This window comes from Deltaproteobacteria bacterium (assembly GCA_026712905.1).
Lineage (GTDB): Bacteria > Desulfobacterota > Binatia > UBA9968 > JAJDTQ01 > JAJDTQ01.
Genome location: JAPOPM010000165.1, coordinates 31,563 through 52,529, shown reverse-complemented (window position 1 = coordinate 52,529; position 20,967 = coordinate 31,563). Strand labels below are relative to the sequence as shown.

The window sequence follows — 20,967 nt, the reverse complement described above, 5'->3', positions numbered from 1 at the left end:
GTCCCGGAACTCATCCAGGCCATCCATGACTACGTCCGCATCAATAACCAACAGCCCACTCCTTTCATCTGGACCGCTTCGGTCGAAGCCATTATGGAGAAAATCAATCGTTGTAAAGCTATTTATGAGACGGTACACTAGGTCCTACTCCGACCAGTGGTCCAATATTGCCTCACCACAACGTTTCAGGCGCTAGTTTCCCTCAAAGGGTGGCCAACTTTTTCCGGTTTACTCTGCCATTCTGTGTCGGATTCCGCATTCGCGTCCGAAATCCTACCACTTGCGGCCGGTCTGGCTTCGCTTGGCTCTCCGCCCGAGTTAGCAACCTCGGGTGGAGGCTTGCGCTCTTGCGGTACCCGACGTTACCGTTTCCTACGCGGCGCTGTTCAGGAACTCCGCCAGCCGTTCGGCGATGACGTAGACCGTGGCGTTGGTGTTGGCATGGGTTACCTCGGGCATGATCGAGGCGTCGGCCACCCACAGGTTGTCCAGCCCGTGGACGCGCAGGCGCTGGTCCACCACCGAGGCGGGATCGTCCGCCGGCCCCATTTTGCAGGTGCCGGAGGCGTGGTGGTAGCTGTCGTAGGTGGAACGGGCGAAGGTCGCCCAGTCCTCCTCGGGAGCCGGGTTGCGTAACGCGCCGCAGAACTCGCGCATGGGCGATGTGCGCGCGAGGTCCCGGAGGAATTCCATGGCCGCCACCATCTTCTCCACGTCCTTCGGGTCCGCCAGCAGTCCCGTCTCCACGACGGGGAAATCCCGGGCATCCAGGCTGGGGAGGCGGATCCGTCCCGACGCCCCTTGCTCCAGCAGTTGAACCGACAAGGGCAGCAGGGTGCCTACGCCCTCGATCCTGGTGGGCGGCCGCAGCGAAGCGCTGAAGTCCCCGTGATCCACGCTCGGGGAGGTCCGTGCCAGGAGACGAAGCCGCGACAGGGTCCACGCCACCTCGAAGTCCCTGGCGGCGGCGAAGGTCACGTGGACGACGGCGTGGTCCTGGAAGTTCCCTCCGACGCCCTCCAGCCCGTGCGTCACCTCGATGCCCATCCGTTCCAGCTCGGCGGCCGGGCCGATACCCGACAGCATGAGGAGCTGGGGCGTGCGGTACGCGCCCGCGGCCAGAACCACCTGGCCCGCGCTGTCCGTGTGGATCTGGCCGTCCTTCTCGTAACGCACGCCGTCCACGCGGCTGCCCGACAGGGTCAGCCCCAGCACCGGCGCCTCGGCCTTGACGGTGAGGTTCGGACGCCCCCGTGCCGGTTCGAGATGGCTCACCACCGCGGACTGGCGCACACCGTCCTTGATGTTGGAGACCCCCGGTCCCACGCCCACGGGGTCGGGGATGTTGGTGTCGGGGAGGCGCGGCAGGCCCATTTCGGCGGCGCCGTCGATGCAGGCCCGGACCACCGGGGACAGGTCCGACTCCAGGCTGAAGGGACGCTTGACGTAGACCGGTCCGGCGTGGCCGTGGTTTGGGTCGTCCGGGAAGTCCTGGTCCGCCTCGATGCGCTTCAGGACCCCGTGGACCGCTTCCCAGGACCAGTCGGGGTTCCCCGCCGCCACCCACCGGTCCATGTCGTGCCGGGTCGGCCACACCCAAGCCATGGCGTTGACCGACGAGCCCCCGCCCATGATCTTCCCCGCCAGGGAGCGGAACGGGCTGCCGTCGACGGGCCGCACCACGGGGACCATGTCGACGTAGGGGGTCTCGAGCCAGACCCGGTCCCGGGCGCTGGCCAACCGGATGGTTTCCGGTATCGGTTGCGGGTCCGGCGCGGCCTCCAGCAGCAGCACCTTGCGGCGCCGGTCCTCGCTGAGCCGCGCGGCGGCGACGCAGCCCCCGGAGCCGCCGCCGATGATGATGACGTCGTAGTGGTCGGACATGGAATTCTCCCCAAGCTGGCGGAAGTGGCCATCGGGCCTGATCCGTCATTGCCGCGAAAGCTTGCCCTCGACCCCGATCGGGGGCGGGAATCCAGGGGTGGCGAGGCCGGGAAACGCCGCTGTAGTGCCGCACCACCACCCCTGGATTCCCGCTTCCGCGGCAATGACGAATCGGGGGGTTGGTACTCATTCTCATCCGTGTGGAGTATGAACACGCCTGTCTCGCGGGAATGACGGATTCGGGCTATAGCGGCGCGTCTCGCAACCGGGACGCGGAGGCGGCCGCTAACTCCGCTCGTGTTTCTCCTTCGGTGTGGCGCTGCGGGCGAGGGCGCTTGCATCCTCCAATTCAACCATTGTTCGGCAGGCGCGAATCATTTCCCCGGTCGCCGCCGTCCCCAGCAGCGGGTCGGCGAGGGCGTGGACCTTCGCGTCCATGTCTTCATCGGACAGCGGACATTCCAGGCTGCCCGAGCACTGCTCGACGACCTCCTCGACGGTGCGGCCGTCCTTCAGCCGGATGGTGACCACGGCGCCGGCTTCCCGGATGTTGCCGTCCACCACCGCGGAGACCCGGTCGCGCACGGCCATGACGCGAGGGTCCTGCACGACTTCGTCGGCGAACTCGGCGACGTTCACGCGCCCGAGCACGAGGGCGGCGCCCGCGGCGTGGTACACGCTGAACTTGCCTTGCAGTCCGGTCTTCGGGGTCTTGTTCCCGGTGAGTTCCAGCACCAGCGGATGCACCCGCAGTTGCACCGATTCGATGTCGTCGCCCGTTAGCCCGTGGCGGCGTTTCAGGCTGATGCAGCCGTCGAGGCTCGGGTGGATCACGACGCCGCAAGGGTAGGGCTTGTAGGTGTTGAGCAGGGTCTCGTAGCTGTCGCCCAAGCCGTCGCAAATGGCGGCGTAGTCCTGTTTCGTGGACAGCACCCGGGCGAAGCCGCGCGGCGCCTCGAGGGCGCGCTCCGAGCCGGTCAGCCCCTCGGCGGCCAGAAACGCCGCGGCGAGGCCGTTCTGCGCCGCGCGTCCGATGTGGAACGGCTTCAGCATGGTGCCGAACATCTCCCGCAGCCCGGCGGCCTGGGTGGCGGCACCGGCCAGCGCCCAGCACATGCCCTGCACGTCGAGCCCCAGCAGGCGTCCGGCCGCGGCCGCGGCGCCGAACACGCCGGCGGTGCCGGTGATGTGCCAGCCCACGTCGTAGTGGTTTGGGTAGACGGCGTTGCCGATGCGGCACTCCACCTCGACGCCGAGGATGAGCGCGTGCAGGAAGTCGCGCCCGGACACGCGCCGGTGCTCGGCCAGCGGCACAAGCGCGGAGGCCACCGGCCCCGCGGGATGAATGATGGTCCGCAGGTGGGTGTCGTCGAAGTCGAACACGTGGGAGCCGATGCCGTTGAGCAGCGCCGCGTGCAGCACGTCCACGCGCTCCGTGCGCCCCAGCACCGACGCCTGCGGCTGTCCCATGAAGGGTCCCAGCGCCCGCAGCGTGATGTCCACGGATTCGTGAGCCGATCCCCCCACGGCGCAGCCCATCCAGTTGAGCAGCGTGCGCGCGGCTTCGTCGCGCACGGCGTCGGGGACGGTCGCGAAATCCGACCGGCAGACCCATTCCGCCAGGGGTTTGGTCACTTCGATATCCGGTGTGCTCATTGGAATGGCTTCCTCATGGGGCTTGCCGGCGTCGCGAGCCGCCGGTGGATGTACTCTCGATGTTCGCGGCTCGCGGCCCGGCGCCGCGCCGCACCGTCCTTGACAAGGTGCATCAAGGTCATCAATGTTGAGTGCACATATGTACCGTGAATCGATGGAGGTGAGAAATGCACTGCGTAGACGCTGACGGCCACGTGGAAGAGTGCTTGGAGACTTTCGACGACAAGTACCTGGACCCCAAGTTCCGCGGCCAGCGGCCGCGGGTGGTGGGCGTGGACGGCATGGCCTACTGGATGATCGACGAGCAGCTCTTCCCGCGCCGGGTGGGCCGCGGCTGCAACAACCTCGGAACGCCCCTGACCATCGACGGCAAGCTGGCGAAACACTCGGTGGGCAAGGTGGACAGCGTCGGCAGCCAGGAGCTGACCAACGTCGGCGAGCGGCTGGCGATCATGGACGAGGAGGAGATCGCCGTGCAGGTGGTTTACACGACGCTCTTTCTCGCCTATCCGCTGACCAGCAACGTCCCCTTGGCTACCGCGCTGTGCGACTCGTACAACCGCTGGCTGGGAGACCGGCTGGGCGGCAGCGACCGCATCAAGTGGGCGGCGGTGGTGAACCTGGACGACGTGAACGGCGCCGTGCGCTCGGTGAACGAGGCCGCGGAGCTGGGCGCCGTGTCGGTGATGGTGCTGGGCACCGCCGGCGACCGCCTGCTGGACGACGACGAGCTGCTGCCGTTCTACGAGGCGGTGGAAGGGAACAACCTCGCGCTGGGCGTCCACGTGGGCTGGTCGTGCCCGTCGGTGAACAACCTCTACTCGCACATCTACCCCTCCGGCGTCATCGCGTTCCACATGCCGGTGCTGATGGCGTGCACCTCGCTCATCGCCGGCGGCGTCCTCGACCGGCACCCGGACATGCGCGTGGTGTTCCTGGAAGCCGGCTGCATGTGGGTGCCGTTCATGCTCGACCGACTGAAGCACCGCTACGAGAACCAAGGCGAGCTGCTGCTCAAGTTCATCCCCGAGTGCGTGCCCAAGCAGGCGCTGCCGGCCATGGACTACGTCGAGAAGGGCAACCTTTTCTTCAGCGCGGAGATCGAGGACTCGCTGTTGCCGCACGTGATGCAGGAGGTGGGGCAGGGTCAGATCGTCATGGGGACGGACATGCCCCACGGCGACCGGGAGCGCTTCGCCGCGCGCATGCTGCGCGAGCGCACCGACATTTCCGATGCCGCCAAGGACGCGATCCTGGACGGCAACCCCAGGCGGCTCTACGCGTTGTAGGCTGGGCGGGAGATCGCCATGGCACTGAAGGCTTCCATGGGCGCCACCTACGGTTGGCGCGCGCGCATCGGGTTCGTCACCCCGAGCCCGGGGCATGAGAACAACGGCTACGAGTTCTATCTGATGGCGCCGGACGGCGTCACCATCGTCATGACGTCGCTGCATGTCACCGAGCTGACCCAGCAGCAGTACAACGACGCGGTGAGCCGCATGGGCGTGGCCGTGGCGGAGCTGGAGGACCGCCGGGTGGACTCCATCATCCAGGCCGGAGTGCCGCTGATCGTCACGCGCGGATGGGGTTTCGAGGAGGAGCTCCTGGCCGAGGTGGCGCGCCAGACCGACATCCCCATGGCCACCGACATCGGCGCGTGCATCCGCGGGATGCACACCCTGGGCATGAAGCGCGTGGTCATGCTCACGCCTTTCGACGAGTCCATGCACCGCCAGCTCACCGAGTACGTCGCAAACGCCGGCATCGAAGTGGTCGCCACCCGCTCCCTGTGGCCCTCCGACGAGGCCGGCATGTCACGCCGCTACGGCGTCTCCACCCTGCCGCTCGCCGAACCCTACCACGCCGCCAAGGAGCTCTATCTCTCCACCCCCTCCGCCGACGGCATCTGGATCACGGGCGCGCTCATGCCCAGTGTGGCCATCATCGACACCCTTGAGCAGGACCTCGGTGCCCCCGTGGTCAGCAGCATGCAGGCCATGATGTGGGCCGGCCTGGGGATGGCGCACGTGTACTCGGAGGTGGAAGGATTCGGCCAGTTGTTCGACTTCGCGTACGACGCGGAATCCGATGAGGATGAAGTGTAGAGGTCGCTCCGTGCCGAGGGCGTTGCCGGAGATGCAGGAGGCTCGGTTCGCCCGGGGTAGGCGCTACGCCAATCTTGGCGCCACCTTCTCCGTGAGCAGCCGGATGGAGTTGATGACCTGCTCGTGGGGGATCTGGCCGCCGTGGTTCACGTCGAGGATCATGCCGGTCAAGCCCGTGCGCTCGCGGAACTCCTCGATGCGGTCGAGGGCGGACTCGGGCGAGCCGTAGATGACGCGGGTGCGCAGGAACGAGTCGTAGTCCGCCAGGAAGGCCTGGGCCTGGGCCACGCGGTCGGCGGCGTTCATGGCCGTGGCCTCGCCGATGACGCGGTGAAGGTCGTGCTCCACGCTGGCCCGGGGTATCTCCCGCGCCGCCGCTTCCGACTCGGCGATGAAGATGGGCACGCGCACGTGGATCTCGGGCGGCTCGGGATGGCCCGCGGCCTGCCATTCCTCGCGATAGATCTGCAGGCGGTCCTCGTAGTAGTCGCCCATGAACCACAACACCACGTTGAATCCGCTGCGGGCGGTGTGCGCGAAACCCTCGGGCGTGCGCACGGCCATGTAGATGGGGGGATAGGGTTGCTGGAGCGGCCGCGGCGAGATGCTGACGTCGTGGTAGGAGTAGTAGTCGCCTTCGAAGGAGAAGGTCTCCTGGGTGAAGGCGCGCATGACGATCTCGAACGACTCGGTGAAACGCGCCGTGCTTTCCGAATACGGGATGTTGAAGCCGTCGTAGAACTTGGGGATGCTGCTGCGGCCGACGCCGAAGTCGAACCTTCCGTGGCTGATGTGGTCGATGGACGCCACCTCTTCGGCGATGCGCAGCGGGTTGCCCAGCGGCAACACCTGCACCGCGGTGCCGATGCGCACGCGCTGGGTGCGCGCGGCGATGGCCCCGGCCATCATCATGGAGGCGGAGAGCACCGAAGCCTTGGGCCGGAAATGGTGCTCGACGATCCAGATGGAATCCAACCCCATGCTTTCGGCGGCATCCACCTGATCGAACAATTCGTCGAAAGCGAGGGTCTGGGTTTCGCCCTCGCGCACGTGACAGTCAACCAACAAGCCGAACTTCATCAAGTCATCCCCGTTGCGCGGCGCGACGTACCCATTGCACGTTCGCGCCGTTGTCCGTTGTTGCCGCGCGTACCGACACGGAGGCGGGTCTGAAACCCGCCCCCGTGCGTTGGCCGCGGAGGCTCTTCTCGCGTTGTGTGTGCCCGGCGGCGCCGGGACAGGCCCTGCACCAGGATCTATGCTGCCTGCAGGTCCTTGTAGTGGAAGTCCTTGGAGATGGGCGCCAGTCCGCTGGCGATGACGGACCAGCTTTCCCCGGCGTCGTCGCTGCAATAGATCTCGCCGCTCGTGGTGGCCGCGAAGACCGAAACCGAATCGCCCGCCGCTTCGAGGCACAGCGCCTCGATGCTCGCCTGCAGGCGGTCCGGGAGCCCGTTGCGCAGGATCTCCCAGGTGCGCCCGCCGTCCATGCTGCGCGAAATGCGCGCGCCGGCGGAGCGGGTCCGTTGCCACTGGCCTGGATTGTACTGCGCCGCGCTCAGGAACATCATGTCGGGATTCAGCGGATTGAGCACGCATCCGTCCGGATAATCACCGTTCTCACACGGCCGCACGAGCCGCTCCTCGAAGTTCTTCCCACCGTCCGCCGAGACGTACAAACCGCGTCCGGTCACCTCGTACAAATGATCGGAGTCCTGCGGGTGGATCACCAGCCTGTGGGCGTCTTCGTAGATCCCGAGAAGCTCCTCGAAGGTCTCGCCACGGTCCCGGCTCCTGAGGAGGCCTCCCACCTCCACGCTGACGTACACGGTGTCGGGGTCGTGCGGATCGAAGTTGATGTGCTTGGCGTGGGCGATGTGCGGCGGCACCGAGAACTTCCAGTTGGGCACGCTGGGCACCGACCGCAGCGCGGGCAACTCGTTCCAGTGCTCGCCCAAGTCGTCGCTGCAGAACAGGTGCGCGGGCTCGGTGCCGGCATAGAGCCGCGTGCGGCCGTTGCTGCGGGAGGAATTGATGCTGTACACGTCCAGCTCGCTCAACCCGTTCTCGCGCGCCTCCCAAGTGGCGCCGTGGTCGCCGCTCACGTGCAACCCGGCGTGAAACGCCCCGACGAAGAACATGCCGCTCTCCGGCTCCTGGTGGATGGCGCTGATGTGCTTGTCCTCCAGCATGTGGCGGGCGACACGCCAGCCGCCGGAGTCGCGTTCCAGGACCGCGATGCCCTTGCGCGTCCCCACCCACAGTTCGTCGGAGCGGGAGGGGGACGCATACATCGTCGTTCCGCCGTGGGACAGTGCGATGCTCATGGCTGTGCCTCCTTCGGAAATGGGTCCGTTCGCGCGCCGGGCGGACGGTCGTTGCCGGGCGCGGCACCCGTGTGTGAAAGCGACGAGGACGGCGTGAAACGTCCGTCTATGCAAGGCGGTACACCTTCGCTATGGTGGTGTCAAGCTTTGCCGGGCGGGGCCGGCATGCGGGGGCAGGAAGGGGCACGGCCACCCCGAACCGTCATTCCCGCTTCCGCGAGAATGACGGTTCGGGGGGTGTCTTGAAACAGCCTGGAAAGCGGTTGTCCGGGCGAGGGGCGGGGAGACGGAATGCAAGTGACACGGCTAAGGGTGCTTTACGGGGTTCTCGGCGAGGGGAGCGAGAGTGTGGCGCGCGATCCCACCGGGTATCTGGGGATCGAGCAGGGCATCTACCGGCGCCACGGGCTGGAGCTGTCCTGGGACCACGTGCAGGGTACGGACGAGCGCAATCAGGCGCTGGCGGACGGCGACGCCGACCTGTCCCTCGTCATCGGCCGGGCGTCGCTCCAGCACTTCCTGCGCACCGGCGCCACGCGGCTCGTGGGGTCGTGCATGAACAGCAGCCCCTACGTGCTGATGGTCCCGGCCGGGACACGCGAGCTCGCGCACCTCGGGGGCAAGGCGCTGGCATGCCGCCGCGTCATCGCCGAGACGGCGCCGCTGGCGGAGACGTTTCGAAGCCTCGGCGGGCTGGAACTGGGGGCCGACCTCGGTCTGGACACGGTGGATACCGATCAGCACGCGCTGGACCGGCTCACCGAGGGGTCCGCGGGCGCGGCGCTGTTGCCGCGGCCTTTCGACTTCGTCGCCCGGGAACGGGGCTTCCTGCCGCTCGCCGGCTGGCCGGTGGTGGCGGACGATCCCATGCCCATCACCGTCGAAACGATGGCGGCGCGGCTGAGCGAGAAGGGCGGCATCATGGCGGCGTTCCTGGCCGCGCACCGGGAGGCGATCGGCTACCTCCAGGAGCATCGCAGCGAGACCCTGACCATGCTCAGCCGGGTGTTCGGCTATGCGCCGGTTCTCGCGGCCGTGGTCTACGACGAGTACCTCGTGTCGCTCGACTCGCGTCTGACCGTCGACCTGCCGCAGGTGGAGAGACTCGTGCGCCTGACCGCGCCCGAAGCGGGCGGCGCCTCCGAGCTGGCGTCGCGCTGGCTCGCACCGGGCGCGGCAAGCTCCGAGGCGGCGGCCGCCGGCTCCTGAGCCCCCTGCACGGCATGAAGATCCGTGGACACGCCGCACTGGCCGGAACCTGCCGGGCCTGCCTGCCGGTCGCCCCTGCCGGAGACTGTCCCGGCGACCGCCGCGGGTGCTGACGCAGGACACGACACTAGCTTGTCATGCCGGTTCCCGCCGAAGCCATAGCCCTGATGGCAGCCTTCGCGTACGCGTCGGTCTCGGTCTCCTCGCGGTTGGGGCTGCAATACTCCACGCCGCTCACCGCCACCTGCGTTGCCATGGTCGTGCGCATGACGCTGTTGTGGTGCGCGGTCGCCGTCACCGGTGGCGTGCCCGCGGTGGCCGGCCTCGCCTTCCTGTTGTTCGTGTTGCTGGGCGTGATGCAGGCGCTGACGAGCTATCTGAGCTTCACCGGCGTCGCCCGCATCGGCGCGTCGCGCAGCCAACCGTTGCGCACCACCTATCCGCTCTGGAGCGCGGGCTGGTCCGTGGCGCTCCTGGGCGAAAGCCTGACGCCGGGTCTCATGAGCGGGACCGTGCTGGTGGTGGCGGGCACCGTGCTGATCTCCTGGAGTCCCGACCGCGCCGCGGATCAGGGGCAGGGCACGGAAGGCCCGCGGCCGGCGGCCGGAACCGCGGTTCCGCGCCAACACTGGTGGTACATCGTCTTTCCCTTGAGCGCGGCGTTCCTGGCCGGCATCGCTTTCCCCGTGCGCCGCTATGCCCTCGACATCTCGAACCAGCCGCTGTTCTTCGCCGCGGTGCTTGCCACCGTGGCGGCGGTTTGCCTGGCCATATCCCTGTGCGCCGGCGGCATTCACGGGCGCTTCCTGTGGAACCGGCGCGCGCTGTGGCCCTTCGTCGTCGCCGGCACGTTCGAGACGGTGGCCTCGCTGTTTTCGCTCATCGCCGTCAGCATGGGCCAGGTGGTGGCGGTGGCCCCGCTGGTGGCCACCTCGCCGTTGTGGACCCAGGTGTTGGCCCTGCTGTTCCTGCGCGGCGTGGAACGGCTCAACGTCAGGTCGGTCACCGGCACCGTCGCCGTGGTCGCCGGCACCGTCACGATCATCGCGGCCCGCTGATTCCGCCGCGGGAAACACCTCGCCATGGTACCCGAGATTGTCGCCGTCGTTTCCGCCGCCATGTATGCCGTGAGCTTCATCGTCGCGCGCCGGGGCCTGCGCTACTCCACCCCGGCCACCGTGACGACCTTCTCCATGGTGTTCCAGGCCGGCATCTTCAGCGTGGCGGTGGCGATTCGAGGGATACCGGACTTCGGCTGGAACGCCGTGGCGTTGATGGTCGCGGCCGGCAGCCTGCAACCCTTCGTGCGCCAGTTGACCTATCGAGGCATGCAGACCATCGGCGCCGCCCGGAGCGGCTCGCTTCGGGCCACCCACCCTTTCTGGGCCGGCATTATCGCGATTTCACTATTGGGGGAAGAACTGACGCTGCCCGTGTTCCTCGGCAACGTGACCGTAGTCGCCGGCATCGCGGCCATTTCCCGGGAGAGCGCCAGGGCGACCGAAGACAAGGCGGATAACCCGGGCTGGTATGTCCTTGTGCCGCTGGCCGCCGCGGTCATGGCGGGCATCGCCTTCCCCCTGCGGCGGGCCGCGCTGATCCTGACCCCGGAGCCGGTCTTCTTCACCGCCGTCACCGGCACGGTGGGCCTGGCCTTGCTGGGAATCACCCAGGTCGTACCGGGCCTCGCGCAACGCTACGTATGGGACCGGCGGGCGTTCTGGCCCTTCGTCGCGGCGGGCCTCTTCGAAGGCGTCTCCGCCGGCGGCATCCTCTACGCCCTCAGCGCCGGCGAGGTCGTCGTCATCGCGCCCATCACCGCCACACTGCCCATGTGGATCGTCCTGGGCACCGTCATCTTCCTCCGGGACATGGAACGGGTAACCCGCCGCACCGTGCTCGGGACGGTGCTGGTGGTAACGGGGATCATCCTGGTGTCCGTGGTGCGTTGAGACTAGTGTGGTGTCTGGTTAATTCGCATAATAATCTGCGGGTCTTTTTCGCCGTCGGCTGCGTTGCTCTTCCTCGCGTGGTGCCCGCCACTGCTCGTCATCGCGCCTTGCCGACAACGAAAAATCCTCCGCAGATTATTATGCGAATTAACCAGACACCACACTAGAAGTCACGGCCGCGCCAGCTCGAAGTCGATCTCCCCCTGGAAGAGCTTCACCCGCACCACCTTCACGGTGACCGGGTCGCCCATGCGGAAGCTCTGGCCGTGGTTCTGGCCCTTGATGAGGTGGGCGGTGTCGTAATAGCGGTAGAAGTCGTCCTCCAGGGTCTTGAGGCTCACCAGTCCTTCCACGAACCAGCGGTCGAGTTCCACGAAGAAGCCGAAGTTGGTCAGGTCGGTGATGACGCCGGTGTGTTCCTGGCCGATCTTGTCGGTCATGAACTGCGCCTTCTTGAGGTCCACCATGTCGCGCTCGGCGTCCACGGCCAGGCGCTCACGCCGGGAGGCGTGGTCGGCGGCCTCGCGCAGGTAGGCGTCGAGGTCTTCCCGCGCACCGGCATCGAGCTTCGGGCCGGCGGTGGCGCGGTCCAGGAGCCGGTGGACCATGAGATCGGGGTAGCGGCGGATGGGGGAGGTGAAATGCAGGTAGGCGTCGGACGCCAGCCCGAAGTGGCCGACGTTCTCCCGGTCGTAACAGGCCTGCTTCATGGAGCGCAGCAGCATGCGGTTCAGCACCCGTTCCTCGGGCTTGCCGCGGCACGCTTCCAGGACCCGTTGGAGCTCACTGGACGAGACTCTCTCTTCCTTCCGGTGGAGCCGGTATCCGAGGGTGGAAAGGAACGGGCCGATGGCGTCCAGGGTGTCCTCGTCGGGTCCTTCGTGCACCCGGTACACGCACGGGAACTTCCGTTTCCGCAGGTAGCCGGCCACCGCTTCGTTGGCCGCGATCATGAACTCCTCGATCATGCGGTGGGCGATGGTGCGTCGGGCGCGCCGGATGTCGACGGGCACGTTGTCGTCGCCCAGCACGATCTCCGTGTCCGGCAACTCGAAGTCGAGGCTGCCGCGGGCGCGCCGGCGGTCCATGAGGAGGTGCGTCAGTTCTTCCATGGCGCGGAGGGCGTCGATCAGCTCCGGGTACTTCGCGATGACCGTGGCGTCCCGGTCCACGAGCATGCGCCCCACCTCGGTGTAGGTGAGCCGGGCCGTGCTGCGGATCACCGAACGGAAGATCTCCACCCGTTCGACCTCGCCCCTCCGGTCGATCTCCAGGAGCGCCGTGCGCGTGAGCCGGTCCACGCCCGGCTTGAGGCTGCAGATGCCGGTGGACAACGCCGGCGGCAGCATGGGCAGGGCCCGGTCCGGGAAGTACACGCTGGTGCCGCGTTCGTAGGCGTCGACATCCAGGGCGGAGTCGTGCGCCACGCAATGGGCGACGTCGGCGATGGAGACGTAGAGCGCGTAGCCGCCGGCGGCCCTTCGCTCCAGCCCGACGGCGTCGTCGAAGTCGCGCGCCGTCTCGCCGTCCACGGTGAAGGTGGTCAGCCCGCGCAGGTCGCGGCGTCCGTCGAGGCTCGCCGGCACCCCGGCGGCGGCGTGGCGCTCGGCCTCCTGGAGGGCCGTGTCCGAGAATTCCTCGGGCCAGCCGTAGCGGAAGATCAACGCCTGGGCCTGGACCTCGGGGTCGTCCGGTGCGCCCAGCACCCGTTCCAGGCGCGCTTCGGCGGGCGTGTAGCCGCTGCCGTAGCGGGTCATCTCCACCGCCGCCACCTGGCCGGGCTGAAGCGGTCCGGGCGCTTTCAGCGGGATGGCGGGGGCCACGCGCGGGTCCATGGGCACCACCAGGGTGCGGTCGCCGTCGGTCTGCACCACGCCTACGAGGCGCCGCTGGCCCCGCTCCAGGACCTCGACGACGTGTCCCTGGCTGTCGCCGTGGCGCTTCTTCTCCGGGCGCACCAGTACCCGGTCGCCGTGCATCACCCGGCGCATCTCCCTGCGGCTGAGATAGATGTCCTCCATGCCCTTCTGCTCGGGCACGACGAAGCCGAAGCCGTCGGGATGGCCCTGCACCACGCCGGAGACGAGGCTCGCGGCCTTGGCCAGGGTGTAGTGGTTCTTGTGGAGACGGATGACCGTGCGTTCGTGGATCAGTTCCTTGAGGGCGTCCTCCACCGCGTCCCGTGACGCCTTGCCGAAGCCCTTGCGGATCTCCCGCAGGCTGAAGCGATGGCCCGGCTTGGTCCGCATCAGCGAGAGCACGCGGGGTTTGAGGTCGGTGGAGCCGCTCATGCCCTCAGGATCCTTCGCCGCCGTCCGGTTCGGCCGTTGTAACCGCACCCAGGAGCCAGTCGTCCCCCAAGCCGGCGGGTCGGGGAATCTCCTCCAGCGGGACTTCTCCGGACAGGGCCTCGATCACGTCGCGTGCCAGCGCGAGCGAGTCCTCCAGCACCAGCAGCACGATGACTGCCTCACGCGGATCCACCGTACGGATGATGCCGAGCAGTTCGTAGGACTCCACGATGAACTTGATGTAGGCGATGTCTTGCCGGCGCACCCGGAGGTAGAGTTCGTGGACGTCCATGTCTGCCGGGTGTGATGAAAGGGTGAGCGTCGCGTGACGGAGGGTGCGCGCCGGCGTCAACGGAGCAGTTCCAGGAAGCCCCGCCCGAGGCGCTTCCACAGGTTGCCGTCGTTGTCTTCGGCCTGCGGCGGCCGCTCCTCCGCGAGCTTGTTGAACATGTAGCGCACGAGTTGCGGCACGTCCGGCTGGATGGTGACGTCGGGGATGCGGCCCGCGAGCCGGAAGGGCAGACTGATTCCCTCGGCGTCGAAGAGATAGCGCACGTTGCGGTAGCGGCCGCTCAGGTCGCGGGAGAACGCTGGTGACAGCACGAGGGCGCCTTGAAGTTCCACTTGGCCGTCCGACTCCAGCGAGCCTTGCCCCACGATGCTGTAGTGGTCCGAGACCAGGCGCACGTCGTCACTGCGCGCCTTGCCCCCGCGGATGGTGAAGTGGCCCGTGACGTTTTCGAAGGAAGTCCGGTCGTCGCGTACCAGGGAGAGAAACGCGGGGCCGGCCGCGTCGATGCGCTCGATCCCTTCCACGGCATCGAGCGTCGCGAGAACCCCCCGGACCGGGTTGAAGTCGGCGAGCACGCCCTTGTTCAGGGTCATTCGGCCCTGTCCGTTCAGGTTCCCGACGAAAGACTGCCAGTCCGTGGCTCTGCTTTGGAAACGGCCTTCGAGACTCACGTTTCCGTTGATCGAATCCGCGGGATAGTGGGGGAAGAGCGCGAGGAGTCCGTTGGCGTCCAGGCCCTCCGCGGAGGGGTGCAGGTCGATGTCGAAGGCCCCGCCGTTCCGGCGCGTAACGGTGCCGTGGCCGTGGATCGCGCCTCCCAGGGTCTCGATGGCAAGCCGTCGCACCGTCAGGCCGCCGCGGGTCCAGTGCACGAGGCTCTGCAGGTTCTGATAGGCGGTGCCGCCGACCTGGCCGCTGGCGGAGGCCAGGTAGCCGCGCACGGAGGCGATGCCTTCGCGCAGTTCGGCGGAGCCCTCGTGAACGACGTTGCTGAAGGAGTGTGCCCGATGCGCGGCGTCGCCGGTCACGTCGCCGAGATTCAGGAGGTCGGAGTGGAGACTGTAGTGCAGCGTGGGCCGGCTCAGGTTGACCAGCAAGCCGCGCAGCCGCAGGTCCGACAGCCCCGAGCGCAACCGAAGGTCGCGTATCTCGATGTCTCCGCCGCGGAACACAAGCTCTCCCTGGAGACCCTGTACGGGCCTCTTCTTGCCCGGCGGACCGATGATGTGGACGTTGGTCAGACGCAGGTTGCCCCGGAGAGCGGGTGGCTCGGTGCGCGGCCCCGACTTCTGCGCCAGCGCCAACCGGGCGCTTACGGATCCGTCGAGCTGGTAGTCCTTGGCCGCCGGGACGACTTCTTGCCATCCCGCCAGCGGCACGTCCTCGGTCTGGACACGGAGTTCAACCAGGTGTTCCGGTTGTTGGACGATGGCGCCGGAGAACGGGACGTTGGCGTTATGGAGCCGGGCCTCGGACTCGTCGATCACGATGCGGTCCGGCCGGACCCGCAGGTTCATGGCCAGGCGGGCCGCAACCCCCGGCGCCTTGAGGAACCAGTCGCCGTATTGGATGGTATGGTCATCGGCGATCAAAGCGGCCTGGACCCTCAAATCGTCCAGCGGCCCCTCCAGCGTGTTGACGATGCGAAGTGGCTCGTGGACGCGCAACCCCGCCGGCACGATGCGCTCCACCCAGGGCAATTGTCTGAGTTGGTCGAGGTGGACCGGTTCCAAGTGAAGCTCGCACTTGGCCAGAGCGCGGCTCCACGCCGGCCCTTGCGAGAAATCCACGGCGCCGGTCAGGCGGGCGTTGTCCGCCGGGGCTCCGAACAAGGCTCCCGTGATCTCCATGCCGGTTACGCGCGGACGGTCGATCCGTCCCGTCACGCGCGCGTTGACGGTCAGCGGACCGGAAGGACGGAGGTAGGCCGGGAAGTGTGGCTCCAGAAACGTCCAGGCGCGCGCCAACAGGGTTTGTGGCAGCGACGCGGCGCGAATCTCCAGGTCCACCTCGTTCCGGCGCCACTCCGACAAGGGCGCCGCCGTGCCCACGGTACCGGCCACGGAGAACGTGCGCGCGCCTTCCTCTGACAGCGCGCCCGATACCTCGACGCGGAGGCGCTGTCCTCGCTGCCATTGGAGGTTCGCCGTCAGGTCCCGCAGGCGCAGTTCCTCGGGCTTTTCCGAAGAACGGTCCACCAGGTAGAGCTTGGCGCCACGGGCATGAACCGCCGCACCGTTCGCATGGGCCGACTCGAACCCGGCCTTGAGCGGCTGCGCGGGCACGAAAATGTTGATATCGCCGTACTCGTTGCGGATGACTTGGAGCTCGGGCTGTTCGAGGACGACGTCGGAAATCGTCGGCGCGCCGGTCAGCAGCGAAAACCAGCCCAGGGAGAAGGTGAGCTCCTGCGCGCGGATCAGCGGTGTCGCCGCGAATCGTGGATCGTCGGCCACGCGCAGGTCCGTTACCGTGATGCCCAGGCTTCCCAGGCGTCGGAACAACCTCAGCCGGACGGAGTCGAACGCCACGGCACGGCCGACGGCGGTCTCGATCTCCCGGCGTATGGATTCCTTGCGGTTTTCCAGGAAGGCTTCCAGCCCCACCACCGCGGCTACTCCCAGCACCGCCGCGAGGGACAGGAAGACCAGCAGTCTGGATGCCTTGTTTCTCATGCGACGCAGCATCCCGGCCTTGCCGCGGGAAGACCCCCTCCGTCGTCCCGGCGGCCCGACCTTGAATCGATTATTCCCAATACGACGATCGAGTCGCTTTCCCCTTAATTTCTATGGGGTATTTTCGTCCGCCGGTCAAGCGTCCGCGCGCTCCACGATGGTGGCGATGCCCTGGCCCACGCCGATGCACATGGTGGCCATGCCGTAGCGGCTGCCGCGCCGTTTCATCTCGTGGATCAACGTGGTCATGATGCGCGCGCCGCTGCAGCCCAGCGGGTGGCCGAGGGCGATGGCGCCGCCGTTGACGTTGACCTTGTCCGGGTCGAGGCCGAGCTCCTGGATGCACGCCAGGGACTGCGACGCGAAGGCCTCGTTCAACTCCACCAGGTCCAACTGGTCCGCGGTCAGGCCCGCGCGCTTGAGCGCCTTGCGGCTGGCCGGAATCGGCCCGATGCCCATGAAGGCCGGGTCCACTCCCGCCACCGCCGACGCCACGATGCGCACCACCGGCCTGAGCTTGAGCGCCTCCGCCCGCTCGCGCGACGTTACCAGCAGCGCCGCGGCGCCGTCGGACAGCGGCGACGAGTTCCCCGCGGTCACGGTGCCGTTCCTGGCGAAGGCCGGGCGCAGGGCGGCGAGCTGCTCCAGGCTGGTGTCCGGTCGCGGCCCCTCGTCGCGGCCGTGCACCACGGGGTCGCCGCGCCGTTGCGGTACCGGCACCGGAATCAACTCGTCGGCGAGCCTCCCGCCCTCCTGGGCCGCTACCGCGTTGCGATGGCTCTTGAGCCCGAACGCGTCCTGCTGCTCGCGGCCCACCGCGTATTTCTCGGCCACGTTCTCGGCGGTCTCGCCCAGGCTGATGAGCGGGTACATCTCCCCCATGCGCGGGTTCGGAAAGCGCCATCCGAGCACGCTGTCGTAGACCGTGACCTCGCCGCGCGCGAACGGGACCGCGCCCTTGGGCATCACCAGCGGCGCGCGGGTCATCATCTCCACGCCGCCGGCCACGAACAGGTCGCCTTCCTCGGCCCCCACCGCGCGCGCGGCCTGGTTGACCGCCTCCAGCCCCGAGCCGCACAGGCGGTTCACGGTGGCGCCGGGAACCGAGTCGGGAATGCCCGCCAGGAGCGAGGCGTTGCGCGCCACGTTGCGGCAGTCCTCGCCGGCCTGGTTCGTGCACCCGAGGATCACGTCCTCGATGGTCGTCCGGTCGATGCCGTTGCGGGCGATGAGCTTGTCGATGACGTGCGCCGCGAGATCATCCGGCCGGACGTCCTTGAGGATGCCGCCGTAGCGCCCCATGGGGGTGCGCGCGGCGTCGATGATGACGGCTTCTGGCATGGTGTCCCTTCCCGGGGCGGAGGCTGGATCCTCCGCCTTGCAATGTCAAACTCCGGTCTCTCCGTGGCGGTAGAACCCCCGGCCCGCGCATTCGCCGAGGCGGCCGGACGCCACCATCTTCCGCAACAGCGGCGCCGGACGGTAGCGGTCGTCGCCGGTCTCTTCCAGGAGCCCTTCGAGGACCGCCAGCACTTCGTCGAGGCCGATCTCGTCGGCCCAGCGCAGCGGCCCCTGGGGATAGTTGGTGCCCAGCCGGAGGGCGATGTCGATCTCCTCGGCGCTGGCGACCCCCTCGTCCAGGCTGCGCGCGGCCTCGTTGATGATCAGGCTCAGGATGCGCGGGAACACGAGGCCGGGCGCGTCCTTGACGACGGCGCTCTCCTTGCCCAGGCCTTCCACCAGGGTGCCGGCCGCCGCCATGGCGTCGTCGCCGGTGTCGAGCCCGCGCGCCAGCTCGATGACGTTGCGGCGCGCCAGCGGGTGGAAGGTGGCGAATCCGACGATCCGTTCCGGCCGGCGGCTCCAGGAGGCTAGCGTCGTGGTCGACCAACGGAGGCAGGAGCTGAGCACGAGCGCGGCGCCCGGCGCGGCGGCGTCGATCTCTTCCACCAGCCGCCGCTTCTCTTCGCTCCCGTGGGCGAGGGTGTCGACGACGACCTCGGTCGCCGGGTCGACCTCGTCCGGGCGCGCGCACCGCGCCGCGTTCAGGCCGTTGTCCCGCGCGAGCCCGTGCAGGTCCTCCGCCAACCGGTTGCCGCCCAGGATCGCGACGCTACTCATAGTTGTAAAAGCCTTTGCCGGTCTTGCGCCCCAGGTGACCCGCCAGATACAGCTTTTGCTGCAGCGGGCTGGGGCGGAAGCGCGGGTCCTCGAAAAACGCGTGGTAAAGAGTCTCGGTGGCGGTGAAGTTGATGTCGATGCCGATGAGGTCCTGCAACTCGAACGGTCCCATGCGGAAGCCGCCGGATTCCCGCATGATCCGGTCCACCGTCGCCACGTCGGTGCCGCCGTCGCTCAGGATGCGCAGCGCCTCGTTGTAGAAGGGGCGCGCGATGCGGTTCACGATGAACCCGGGGGTGTCCTGGGCGCGTACCGGGGTCTTGCCGAAGCGGCGGGTGATGTCCATGGCCTTGGCCACGGCGGCGTCGCTGGTGAGCTCCCCCTGCACCACTTCCACCAGCGCCATGAGGGGTGCCGGGTTGAAGAAGTGCATGCCCAGCACTCGCGTGGCGTCCTTCACCGCGCCGCCGATGGCGGTCACCGACAGCGACGACGTGTTGGTGGCCATCAGGGTCTCGGGCGCGCACGCGGCGTCGAGCTTCTGGAACAGCTCGCGCTTGACCGGGAGGTTCTCGGTGGCGGCCTCGATGACCAGGACGGCGTCGGACAGATCCTCCAGCGCGAGCGAGCCCTGGAGGCGTCCGAGGATGCGCGCTTCCTCCTGCGCGTCGATGTTGCCCTTCTCGCGGCTGCGCCCGATGAAGCCCCGGATGCGCCCGAGGCCGCGGTCGAGGAAGTCCTGGGCGACGTCGTACACCACGCACTCGAACCCGCCCTGGACCGCCACCTGGGCGATGCCCGCGCCCATGGTGCCGGCGCCGATGACCCCGATCTTGTTCTCGTTCGCCATGTTCGAAATCCGCCCTGATCGTCCTGGGCCTTACTCGCCCTTGAACACCGGCGCCCGTTTCTCCATGAAGGCCCGTACGCCCTCGTCGTAGTCGGCGGTACGCCCGGCGATCTCCTGGGTGCAGGCCTCGTACTCGAGCTGCGCCTCCAACTCGGCGTACATGGAGCGGTTGAGGGTGCGCTTGATCAGGCCGGCGCTGCGCGGCGCGCGGGCCAGGCGCTCGGCCATGGCGCGGGCCTCCGCCGCCAGCTCCGCCACCGGCACCACCTTGGCCACGAGCCCGTAGCGCAGCGCGTCCTGGGCCTCCAGCGGCTCTCCCAGAAGGAACAGCTCGGTGGCCTTGCCGAGGCCGATGAGCCGCGGCATGAAGTAGCTGCCGCCGCAGTCGGGGCCCAGACCCACGCGCACGAACGCCTCGATGAAGCGTGCGTTGTCCGAGGCGATGCGCAGGTCGCACGCCAGCGTGAGGTTGCAGCCCGCCCCCGCGGCCACGCCGTTGACGGCGCAGAGCACGATCTTCTCGGTCCTGCGGATGGCCAGGATGATGGGATTGTAGCGCTCCCTCAGCGACTCGCCCAAGGAGCCCTTCCTGTCCGGCGAACGCTCCTTCAGGTCCTGGCCGGCGCAGAAGGCGCGCTCGCCGGCGCCTGTGAGGAGGAAGCAGCGCACCGCCTTGTCGCGGTTGCCGTCCTTGAGCGCGTCCAGCAGCTCGCGGTTCATCTGCGGGGTGAAGGCGTTGAGCGCCTGGGGGCGGTTCAGCGTGATGGTGGCGACCCCGTCCCGCTTGTCGTAGAGGATCGTCTCGTAGCTCATTTTCCCTTGAACTCGGGTTTGCGCTTGTCGAGGAACGCACTCATGCCTTCGCGACGGTCCTCGGATGCGAACAGCGTGTAGAAGGACTTGCGTTCGAAGGCGAGTCCTTCGTCCAGGGGCGTGTTGGCGGCCTTGAGAATGGCTTCCTTGGCGAAGCGGATGGCGATGGGCGGCTTGCGCGCGATGGTATGGGCCATGGCCTTGGCCTCGTCCAGCAGCACCTCCACCGGCACCACCTTGTTCACCAGCCCGCAGCGCTCGGCCTCGGCCGCGTTCATGAACCGCCCCGTGAGCACCAGTTCCATGGCCTTGTGCTTGCCCACCAGGTGGGTGAGCCGCTGAGTGCCTCCGGAGCCCGGGATGACGCCGAGGTTGACCTCGGGCTGGCCGAAGACGGCGGACTCGGACGCGATGATGATGTCGCAGCTCATTGCCAGTTCGCAGCCGCCGCCCAGGGCGAAGCCGCTCACCGCGGCGATGACCGGCTTGGCGAGGTGGTTCAGGCGGTCGCGCAGCACCAGCCGGTCGTGCGCCGTACCGGCAAACGGGGTGGCTTCCACCATCTCGTTGATGTCGGCGCCGGCGGCGAATACGCGTTCGCCCCCGGTGATGATGAACACACGAACGGAGTCGTCGCGGTCGAGTTCCTCGAAGGCCGTGCACAGGTCCTTGCACAGTCCGTGGGAGAGAGCGTTGAGTTGTTTCGGGCGGTTGAGCGTGGCCACGGCCACGGGGCCGTCACGGTCCAGGATGATGTTGTCGAAGGTCATGCTACGGGGCAGCTATACACCA

At 68.0% G+C, this 20,967-nt stretch carries 17 protein-coding genes; 5 read left to right on the top strand and 12 right to left on the bottom strand.

The window, feature by feature from the left end:
* Positions 1-372 precede the first annotated feature (372 nt).
* Both OXF11_13925 and OXF11_13920 read right to left on the bottom strand, forming a co-directional pair.
* Positions 373-1,884, bottom strand: a complete 1,512-nt coding sequence (locus OXF11_13925) for a GMC family oxidoreductase (protein ID MCY4488195.1) — start codon at positions 1,882-1,884, stop codon at positions 373-375.
* 285 nt (positions 1,885-2,169) lie between these two features.
* Positions 2,170-3,540: an MmgE/PrpD family protein gene (locus tag OXF11_13920; protein MCY4488194.1), complete on the bottom strand. Its 1,371-nt coding sequence runs from the start codon at positions 3,538-3,540 to the stop codon at positions 2,170-2,172.
* 167 nt (positions 3,541-3,707) lie between these two features.
* Between OXF11_13920 and OXF11_13915 the strand changes: the two genes are divergently transcribed.
* Both OXF11_13915 and OXF11_13910 read left to right on the top strand, forming a co-directional pair.
* Positions 3,708-4,829, top strand: a complete 1,122-nt coding sequence (locus tag OXF11_13915) for an amidohydrolase family protein (GenBank protein ID MCY4488193.1) — start codon at positions 3,708-3,710, stop codon at positions 4,827-4,829.
* Positions 4,830-4,847: 18 nt separating this feature from the next.
* A complete protein-coding gene (locus OXF11_13910; protein MCY4488192.1) occupies positions 4,848-5,645 on the top strand; it encodes a hypothetical protein in 798 nt (265 codons plus the stop codon).
* 63 nt (positions 5,646-5,708) lie between these two features.
* Here the strand turns inward: OXF11_13910 and OXF11_13905 are convergent, their stop codons facing one another.
* Together OXF11_13905 and OXF11_13900 are read right to left on the bottom strand one after the other, a co-directional pair.
* Complete coding sequence (locus OXF11_13905; GenBank protein ID MCY4488191.1) at positions 5,709-6,725, bottom strand: LLM class flavin-dependent oxidoreductase; 1,017 nt, start codon at positions 6,723-6,725, stop codon at positions 5,709-5,711.
* A 176-nt stretch (positions 6,726-6,901) separates the two neighbouring features.
* Entirely contained in the window at positions 6,902-7,972 is a 1,071-nt protein-coding gene (locus OXF11_13900; GenBank protein MCY4488190.1) for a glycosyl hydrolase, read from the bottom strand.
* A gap of 291 nt (positions 7,973-8,263) precedes the next feature.
* On the opposite strand from OXF11_13900, the gene OXF11_13895 reads away from it, so the two are divergent.
* From OXF11_13895 to OXF11_13885, 3 genes are all read left to right on the top strand, one after another.
* Entirely contained in the window at positions 8,264-9,181 is a 918-nt protein-coding gene (locus OXF11_13895) for a hypothetical protein (GenBank protein ID MCY4488189.1), read from the top strand.
* Between the two features lie 167 nt (positions 9,182-9,348).
* Entirely contained in the window at positions 9,349-10,239 is an 891-nt protein-coding gene (locus OXF11_13890) for an EamA family transporter (GenBank protein ID MCY4488188.1), read from the top strand.
* A 24-nt stretch (positions 10,240-10,263) separates the two neighbouring features.
* Entirely contained in the window at positions 10,264-11,133 is an 870-nt protein-coding gene (locus tag OXF11_13885; protein MCY4488187.1) for a DMT family transporter, read from the top strand.
* Between the two features lie 170 nt (positions 11,134-11,303).
* On the opposite strand, the gene rnr is transcribed toward OXF11_13885, so the two are convergent.
* From rnr to OXF11_13845, 8 genes are all read right to left on the bottom strand, one after another.
* A complete protein-coding gene (rnr, locus tag OXF11_13880) occupies positions 11,304-13,424 on the bottom strand; it encodes a ribonuclease R (protein ID MCY4488186.1) in 2,121 nt (706 codons plus the stop codon).
* A gap of 4 nt (positions 13,425-13,428) precedes the next feature.
* The gene (locus OXF11_13875; GenBank protein ID MCY4488185.1) at positions 13,429-13,716 is read right to left on the bottom strand and encodes a DUF4911 domain-containing protein; all 288 of its coding nucleotides are present in this window, start codon (positions 13,714-13,716) and stop codon (positions 13,429-13,431) included.
* 56 nt (positions 13,717-13,772) lie between these two features.
* Positions 13,773-16,391, bottom strand: coding sequence for a hypothetical protein (locus tag OXF11_13870; protein MCY4488184.1), 2,619 nt, complete (start codon positions 16,389-16,391; stop codon positions 13,773-13,775).
* A 135-nt stretch (positions 16,392-16,526) separates the two neighbouring features.
* A complete protein-coding gene (locus OXF11_13865) occupies positions 16,527-17,732 on the bottom strand; it encodes a thiolase family protein (protein MCY4488183.1) in 1,206 nt (401 codons plus the stop codon).
* Positions 17,733-17,777: 45 nt separating this feature from the next.
* A complete protein-coding gene (locus OXF11_13860) occupies positions 17,778-18,512 on the bottom strand; it encodes a 3-hydroxyacyl-CoA dehydrogenase family protein (protein ID MCY4488182.1) in 735 nt (244 codons plus the stop codon).
* Positions 18,505-19,362 (bottom strand): 3-hydroxyacyl-CoA dehydrogenase NAD-binding domain-containing protein, encoded by an 858-nt coding sequence (locus tag OXF11_13855; GenBank protein MCY4488181.1) that lies wholly within the window; start codon positions 19,360-19,362, stop codon positions 18,505-18,507. Before OXF11_13855 ends, OXF11_13860 begins: the two co-directional genes overlap by 8 nt.
* 30 nt (positions 19,363-19,392) lie before the next feature.
* Entirely contained in the window at positions 19,393-20,175 is a 783-nt protein-coding gene (locus OXF11_13850; protein ID MCY4488180.1) for an enoyl-CoA hydratase-related protein, read from the bottom strand.
* A complete protein-coding gene (locus tag OXF11_13845) occupies positions 20,172-20,945 on the bottom strand; it encodes an enoyl-CoA hydratase-related protein (protein MCY4488179.1) in 774 nt (257 codons plus the stop codon). The genes OXF11_13850 and OXF11_13845 overlap by 4 nt, the downstream gene beginning before the upstream one ends.
* Positions 20,946-20,967 lie beyond the last annotated feature (22 nt).

Excerpts from the sequence above, each read along its gene's own strand:
- OXF11_13925 (MCY4488195.1), bottom strand. The coding sequence starts at position 1,884 with ATGTCCGACCACTACGACGTCATCATCATCGGCGGCGGCTCCGGGGGC.
- OXF11_13920 (MCY4488194.1), bottom strand. The coding sequence starts at position 3,540 with ATGAGCACACCGGATATCGAAGTGACCAAACCCCTGGCGGAATGGGTC.
- OXF11_13915 (MCY4488193.1), top strand. The coding sequence starts at position 3,708 with ATGCACTGCGTAGACGCTGACGGCCACGTGGAAGAGTGCTTGGAGACT.
- OXF11_13910 (MCY4488192.1), top strand. The coding sequence starts at position 4,848 with ATGGCACTGAAGGCTTCCATGGGCGCCACCTACGGTTGGCGCGCGCGC.
- OXF11_13905 (MCY4488191.1), bottom strand. The coding sequence starts at position 6,725 with ATGAAGTTCGGCTTGTTGGTTGACTGTCACGTGCGCGAGGGCGAAACC.
- OXF11_13900 (MCY4488190.1), bottom strand. The coding sequence starts at position 7,972 with ATGAGCATCGCACTGTCCCACGGCGGAACGACGATGTATGCGTCCCCC.
- OXF11_13895 (MCY4488189.1), top strand. The coding sequence starts at position 8,264 with ATGCAAGTGACACGGCTAAGGGTGCTTTACGGGGTTCTCGGCGAGGGG.
- OXF11_13890 (MCY4488188.1), top strand. The coding sequence starts at position 9,349 with ATGGCAGCCTTCGCGTACGCGTCGGTCTCGGTCTCCTCGCGGTTGGGG.
- OXF11_13885 (MCY4488187.1), top strand. The coding sequence starts at position 10,264 with ATGGTACCCGAGATTGTCGCCGTCGTTTCCGCCGCCATGTATGCCGTG.
- rnr (MCY4488186.1), bottom strand. The coding sequence starts at position 13,424 with ATGAGCGGCTCCACCGACCTCAAACCCCGCGTGCTCTCGCTGATGCGG.
- OXF11_13875 (MCY4488185.1), bottom strand. The coding sequence starts at position 13,716 with ATGGACGTCCACGAACTCTACCTCCGGGTGCGCCGGCAAGACATCGCC.
- OXF11_13870 (MCY4488184.1), bottom strand. The coding sequence starts at position 16,391 with ATGAGAAACAAGGCATCCAGACTGCTGGTCTTCCTGTCCCTCGCGGCG.
- OXF11_13865 (MCY4488183.1), bottom strand. The coding sequence starts at position 17,732 with ATGCCAGAAGCCGTCATCATCGACGCCGCGCGCACCCCCATGGGGCGC.
- OXF11_13860 (MCY4488182.1), bottom strand. The coding sequence starts at position 18,512 with ATGAGTAGCGTCGCGATCCTGGGCGGCAACCGGTTGGCGGAGGACCTG.
- OXF11_13855 (MCY4488181.1), bottom strand. The coding sequence starts at position 19,362 with ATGGCGAACGAGAACAAGATCGGGGTCATCGGCGCCGGCACCATGGGC.
- OXF11_13850 (MCY4488180.1), bottom strand. The coding sequence starts at position 20,175 with ATGAGCTACGAGACGATCCTCTACGACAAGCGGGACGGGGTCGCCACC.
- OXF11_13845 (MCY4488179.1), bottom strand. The coding sequence starts at position 20,945 with ATGACCTTCGACAACATCATCCTGGACCGTGACGGCCCCGTGGCCGTG.